The following is a 6042-nucleotide window of genomic DNA, read 5'->3' as shown; positions in this document are numbered from 1 at the left end:
CACACCACCAGCCACCGTCAACCCATCCACCCCGGAAGCTGTGGACAACTCGCCCTGCACACACCCCAGGCGTCAGCTCAGGCCGCGTCCTCTTGGCGACGCCAGCGAATACCCGCATCGATGAACGCGTCGATATCGCCGTCGAAAACCGCGTCCGTGTTGCCGGTCTCAAAGTTTGTGCGCAGATCCTTGACCATCTGGTACGGGTGCAGCACGTAGCTGCGCATCTGCGATCCCCAGGAGTTGCCCTCGGATTTCAGCGCATTCATTTCGGCCGCGCGGTCTTGTCGCGCTTTCTCGAGCAGCCGGGCCTGCAGCACGCGCAGCGCGGCGGCCTTGTTCTGGATCTGGCTTTTCTCGTTCTGACAGCTCACCACAAGGCCCGTCGGCAGATGGGTGATGCGCACCGCGGAGTCAGTTGTGTTGACCGACTGGCCGCCGGGGCCGGAGCTACGGAAGACGTCGACGCGGATGTCCGCCTCAGGAATGTCGATGTGGTCGGTCTCCTCCACGACCGGCAGCACCTCGACACCGGCGAAGCTGGTCTGGCGGCGCCCTTGGTTGTCGAACGGGCTGATCCGCACCAGCCGGTGAGTGCCCTGCTCGACCGACAACGTGCCATACGCATACGGCATCTTGACGGTGAAGGTGGCCGACTTGATGCCTGCTTCTTCGGCGTAGCTGACGTCGTAGACCTCCATGGAGTAGCCATGCCGCTCGGCCCAGCGCGCGTACATGCGCAGCAGCATCGCGGCGAAGTCGGCTGCGTCCACACCACCGGCCTCGGAGCGGATCGTGATCAGCGCGTCGCGCTCGTCGTACTCGCCACCCAGCAAGGTGCGGACCTCAAGCGCCTCGATCTCAGCCTTCAGCGCGTTGACATCGCGCTCGGCTTCGAGCTCGCTGTCGCGATCACCCTCCTCGGCCGCCAATTCGAGCAGCACCTGGACATCGTCCAAACGCTGACGAAGACCCTCCACACGCTCAACGTCGGCCTGTAACCGGGAGAGCCGGCTGGTGACGCGCTGAGCGTTCGCCTGGTCGTTCCAAAGGTCGGGTGCCGCAGCCTCATCCTCCAGCTTCGCGATCTCGGCCTTCTTCGACTCAGGGTCCGTCACGACCTCGATGGAGGTCAACGACCGGTCGAGTTCGTGAATGATATCGGGGAGATCTGCTAGCGCCACAAACCCGAAGTCTACCGTCTGCCCGCAGGGCCAGCCAGCAAGCGCCCGCCGGTCCTCGTCCACGGGTCTGATTCGCCGTCGCAGGTCGCGATCTGGGGCGGGTTCGGGCACTGGCGAGGGTCCGCCGATTTATCGAGTTCAGTTTGGTAGCCATAGCCGACCAAACTGAACTCGATAATTGCCACAGCGCCAGCAGGACACCCGGCAGGTCGATCTCGCGGGCTGATCTTACGAGCATCGGACACTTATCCACAGATCGCGAAAACTAAATCGGGAATCAACGTTTTCACGTCAGACTCGGAGTATGCCTCACCCCCTGCTACCAGATCTGCTACAGGACCTCGCCCGTAGACAAGCAGGTGTCCTCACCCGCGAACAGATCCTCGGACACGGCGTGCCTCGCACCAGGATTGACCGCTTGGTCGGCGAACAGCTGTGGAGCCGCCTTGGCCGAGGAATCTATCTGACTCACACGCTGAGCCCGGACTGGCAATCTCTGGCCTGGGCCGGAACCCTGATCGGAGGATCCGGATCAGCCACCGGTGGCCGAGCAGCGCTCCGTCTGGCCGGAGTCATCAGCGAAGAAGACCTGCCGATCTCGATCGTCCAGCCCGCTGACGCGCACCACCAGCCAAGCTCCGGCTGGTGGGACTTCACCCGGACCAAGGTGCTGTTCCGCGCAGTCGGAGAGCCACCGCGGGTCCGAGTCGAGCGCGCCGTCCTGGATCTTTGTGCGCTGGAGCCGGAGCGATCAGCCAATTGGATCACTCTGGCGACAAGCAGCAAACACACCAGCGCGGGCAGGCTATACGAAGCCCTTGACGAGATGCCTAGACATCCCGCCCGCCGCCAGCTGAACGAGCTCCTCGCCGACGTCGGCCAGGGCGCGGAAAGCCCATTGGAGTTGGTGTATCTGCGTGATGTGGAACGGGCTCATGGCATGAAGCCCGGCAGGCGGCAGATTCGCAGCGGCGGCTACCGATGCGACATCTACTACGAAGAAGGTCTCGTAGTAGAGCTGGATGGCCGGCGCGGCCACGAGGGTCTCGGTGCTTTCCGCGACATGGACCGGGACAACTTCCACATCATGCAAGGCATTCCCACTCTGCGATTCGGCTGGCTCCAATGCGTCACAGATCCCTGCGGGGCGCTCGCGCAGGTGGCCGAGGTGCGCCGCCGACTCGGCTGGACAGGGGACCTGAAATGCTGTTCACGGTGCCAACTGGTCGCATGAACGATTATCGAGTTCAGTTTGGTCGCTATAGCCGACCAAACTGAACTCGATAATCGCCGGATGGCCAGCTACGCCACCAGCACGTCTGCTGGACACCCAAGAAGCCGTGCGAGAATGGACCTGAACCTGTATTGAGGAGCTGGCCGTGGGTGAGATCAAGAACCGTCTACGCAAGGACCTGACAGCTGCCATGAAGCAGCGGGATGACTTCGCGAAGTCGACTATCCGGATGGCGCTGGCCGCGATCCAGTACGCCGAAGTCGCCGGTGACCAGGCGCGCAACCTCAGCGAGGCCGAAGAGATCGCCATCATCACCAAGGAGCAGCGCAGCCGCACCGAATCCGCGCAGACCTATGCGGACGCCGGGCGCCCCGAACTCGCCGAGAAAGAGGCTGCCGAGGCCGACTTCCTGACCCGTTACCTTCCCCAGCCGCTCAGTCAGGATGAACTCGTCGCCATCGTGGACGCGCAGATGGCCGCCACCGAAGCCGAATTGGGGGCCAAGCCGACCATGCGCCAGATGGGCGCCGTCGTGAAGGCCGTCAATGAGAAGGTTGCCGGGCGGGCGGACGGCAAGACGGTCGCGGGTCTGGTGAAGGCGCGCATCAATAGTTGAGGTGAGCGGGCCGGATTTCGCTCCCGCGAGTTCGGCCGGACGATCACCGGCAGCCAACAACGCGAGTGTCTGGATAGACGGAAGACCTCACGGACGCTCAAGGGGCGGAACGCCCGAAGGTCGCGATGGGTGGAAAGCCCGGACGGACCGGACGGTCGGACAGACCTAAGAACCCGAGGTCGGATGGGTGGAAAGCCCGGATAGACGGAAGGACAGGATGAGACGATCACGACTGTACGACGCGGGCAGTTTCGTGCTGCTCGCGCTCGTCGGCGTGATCTCTTTGACCAACCCGCTGTCGAGGACCGTCTTGAGCGGTTCATGGCACGCGTGCGTCGAGGCGACCGGCGGCATAGCTCGGCTGGGCCTCCACTTCGATGTCTTCGAGCCGAGCGTGAACTGTCCGATGGACAGCTACGCGCCGGGCCCCAACTTCGCGCAGGCCGGGCAGTTCTCGATCTTCATCTCGCTGTCCGCGGTGGCCTGCGGGCTCGTCCTCTTGCTTGCGACGCTCGGTGCCGGACGATGGCTGCGCGCCACGGCTCGAGCCGCCCAGATCTGGATCGGCCGGCTTATCGGTTCTCGTCCGGCGCAGTTGGTCGTCCGGAACTCATCAACTTCTCCGCTGCTGACTCGCATCGCCGATCTGCGCGGCGCTGTTCTTGCTCGTCCGCATAGCCGTCGGGGCCCGCCACTGCTGGCGCCGGCCTGACGATCCTTCCTCTGTCGCGTATTCCCTTCTCGGACGCCTCTTCTTCGGCATCTCTGCGGGAGCGCCTCGTCGGGCCGTACCCACACGTCCGAACCCGACCCGAAAGCGAAACCCATGAGCAAGAAGACCAATTCGTCCGCCCCGAAGCCGAGCAGCGGCTCCCCCACCAGCCGCCGCGAAACGCTCCGGACTCAGCAAGCACTAGAAGCGCGGAACAACCGAGTACGCGGATGGGTGATGTTCGGCACGCTCGGCGTCGCGCTCGTCCTCATCGTCGGGCTGGTGACCTGGGGCATCACACAGGCGACCAAGCCCGCGCCGACCGCGCCGAAAGCCGTAGTGGGCGACTATTCCCTCGCGATAGGTCAGGCCGACGCCCCGGTCACCATCGCGATCTACCAAGACTTCATGTGCCCCTATTGCGGCCAATTCGAACGGACGAACCGCGACGACATCGAGACTCTGGTCGCCGATGGAACCGCGAAGGTGGAGCTGCACCTGATGAACTTCCTCGATCCCCAATCGCAGGGCACGAACTACTCGACCCGAGCAGCGAGCGCCCTGATCGCAGTGGCGAGCGCCCAGCCGGAGCACGCCTTGGCGTTCAATGCGGCGCTCTACGACAACCAGCCGGCCGAGGGCAGCACGGGCCTGGACGACAGCCAACTCGCGGACTTGGCCCGCGAGGCAGGCGTCAGCGAAGCGGTCTACTCGACGTTCCCCGAGATTGCCAACGCCGATCGAGTGGATCGGTCGAATCAGGCGGCGCTCGACGCGGGCATCACGAGCACGCCGACGATCAAGATCAACGGCACGGACTTCGCAAGCTCGCAGATCTTCACGCCCGGAGCCCTCAAGTCGGCCGTTGAGACGGCGGCGGGCGCATGACCGACGTCTTGGAGCGCATCCACCGGTTCCGGCAGACCGATCGGTGGATCTTCGGCTACATGCTCTTCTCGTCGCTGGTTAGCCTGACCGCGTCGTTCGTGCTTTCGGTGGACGCGATCGCCCTCGCCCGCAATCCGGACGCGATCTTGGCGTGCAATATCAACTCCGTGATCAGCTGTGGGACGGTCGGGAGCACCTGGCAGGCGAATCTGCTCGGCTTCCCGAATGCGTTTCTCGGACTGATCGCCGAACCGGTTGTCGTCACGATCGCGGTGGCGAGCCTGGGGGGTGTGCGCTTCCCTCGCTGGTTCATGCTCGCCGCGCAGATCGTGTACACGATTGGACTCGGGTTCGCGTATTGGCTCTTCTACCAGTCGATGTTCAACATCAACGCACTGTGTCCGTGGTGCCTGCTGGTGACCCTGTCGACGACGCTGGTCTTCAGTTCGCTGACGCACGTGAATATCCGGGACAACAATCTCTTCTTGTCGCCGCGAGTACACAAGGCCCTGAAGTCCGGGCTCGACGTGGGTCTGGACGTGCTGATTGTGGTGGTCTGGCTAGCGGTGATCGTTGTCGCGATCGTGCTGAAATATGGGACGGCCCTATTCGGCTGATCGGCCTTGTCTGGCGGCTGGGCCGGTCCAGGTGGACGCGTCGCCCGGTCCGGCAGCCAGTGCGCTTGTCAGGCCGGGCCTGTACAAGCCGGCAGTCCCTGATACTTTCGGCAGCGACTATCGGCCCGGCCCCGAGCAGACTCGCCGGTTCCACAGCGACTACCGCAAATTGCAGCAGCTACCGAGCATCCGCAGCCGCTGTTACTTTCGGCGGCCGCTACAGGCCAGCCCTGTACATACCGGCAGCCCCTGCGATTATCGGCAGCCGCTGCCGAAGGGCCCCGTACACACCGGCAGCCACAGTTACTTCCGGCAGCCGCTGTCAATCGGGCACGAACATCCGGCAGCCACAGCTACTTCCGGAGGCCCGCTGTCAATCGGGCACGTGCACACCGGCAGCCCCTGCGATTCTCGACAGCCACTACGCCACCGAGACGAACAAACCAGCAGCAGCTACCGAAATGCCCAGCCACCATCACAACCACTACCGCAAATAGCAGCGACTAGCGAACATCCGGCAGCCACAGTTACTTTCGGCAGCCGCTGTCAATCGGGCACGTACATCCGGCAGCCACAGTTACTTCCGGCAGCCGCTGTCAATCGGGCACGTACAAACCGGCAGCCACAGTTACTTCCGGCAGCCGCTGTCAATCGGGCACGTACAGACCAGCAGCCGCTGTCACTTTCGGCAGCCGCTGCCGAACCACCCCGAACATCCCGGCAGCCACTGTCACTTCCGGCAGCCGCTGCAGCCGCACCCAAAAAGACGGCTGAAACACAACCGTCGCAAT

Annotated in this window: 6 protein-coding genes; 5 read left to right on the top strand and 1 reads right to left on the bottom strand. The window is 63.8% G+C overall.

The features are described from left to right. Positions 1-77: 77 nt before the first annotated feature. Entirely contained in the window at positions 78-1184 is a 1107-nt protein-coding gene (gene prfB, locus AAFP05_RS01895; RefSeq protein WP_341728160.1) for a peptide chain release factor 2, read from the bottom strand. Between the two features lie 304 nt (positions 1185-1488). Here prfB and AAFP05_RS01890 point away from each other — a divergent pair, with 304 nt between their 5' ends. The 5 genes from AAFP05_RS01890 (at position 1489) to AAFP05_RS01870 (ending at position 5251) form a co-directional block, all read left to right on the top strand. After that, positions 1489-2418, top strand: a complete 930-nt coding sequence (locus tag AAFP05_RS01890) for a type IV toxin-antitoxin system AbiEi family antitoxin domain-containing protein (RefSeq protein ID WP_341728159.1) — start codon at positions 1489-1491, stop codon at positions 2416-2418. A 145-nt stretch (positions 2419-2563) separates the two neighbouring features. Beyond that, positions 2564-3034 (top strand): GatB/YqeY domain-containing protein, encoded by a 471-nt coding sequence (locus tag AAFP05_RS01885; RefSeq protein ID WP_341728158.1) that lies wholly within the window; start codon positions 2564-2566, stop codon positions 3032-3034. 217 nt (positions 3035-3251) lie between these two features. Beyond that, positions 3252-3746 carry a hypothetical protein gene (locus AAFP05_RS01880; RefSeq protein ID WP_341728157.1) on the top strand — a complete coding sequence of 165 codons (495 nt, stop codon included), beginning with the start codon at positions 3252-3254 and terminating at the stop codon, positions 3744-3746. A gap of 114 nt (positions 3747-3860) precedes the next feature. Continuing rightward, positions 3861-4634: a DsbA family protein gene (locus AAFP05_RS01875; RefSeq protein WP_341728156.1), complete on the top strand. Its 774-nt coding sequence runs from the start codon at positions 3861-3863 to the stop codon at positions 4632-4634. Then, a complete protein-coding gene (locus AAFP05_RS01870) occupies positions 4631-5251 on the top strand; it encodes a vitamin K epoxide reductase family protein (protein ID WP_341728155.1) in 621 nt (206 codons plus the stop codon). Before AAFP05_RS01875 ends, AAFP05_RS01870 begins: the two co-directional genes overlap by 4 nt. The last annotated feature ends 791 nt before the right edge of the window (positions 5252-6042 follow it).

Origin of the sequence: Brooklawnia sp. (genome assembly GCF_032229645.1) — a bacterium.
Classification (GTDB): domain Bacteria; phylum Actinomycetota; class Actinomycetes; order Propionibacteriales; family Propionibacteriaceae; genus Brooklawnia.
This window is presented reverse-complemented; position numbering and strand designations above follow the sequence as displayed.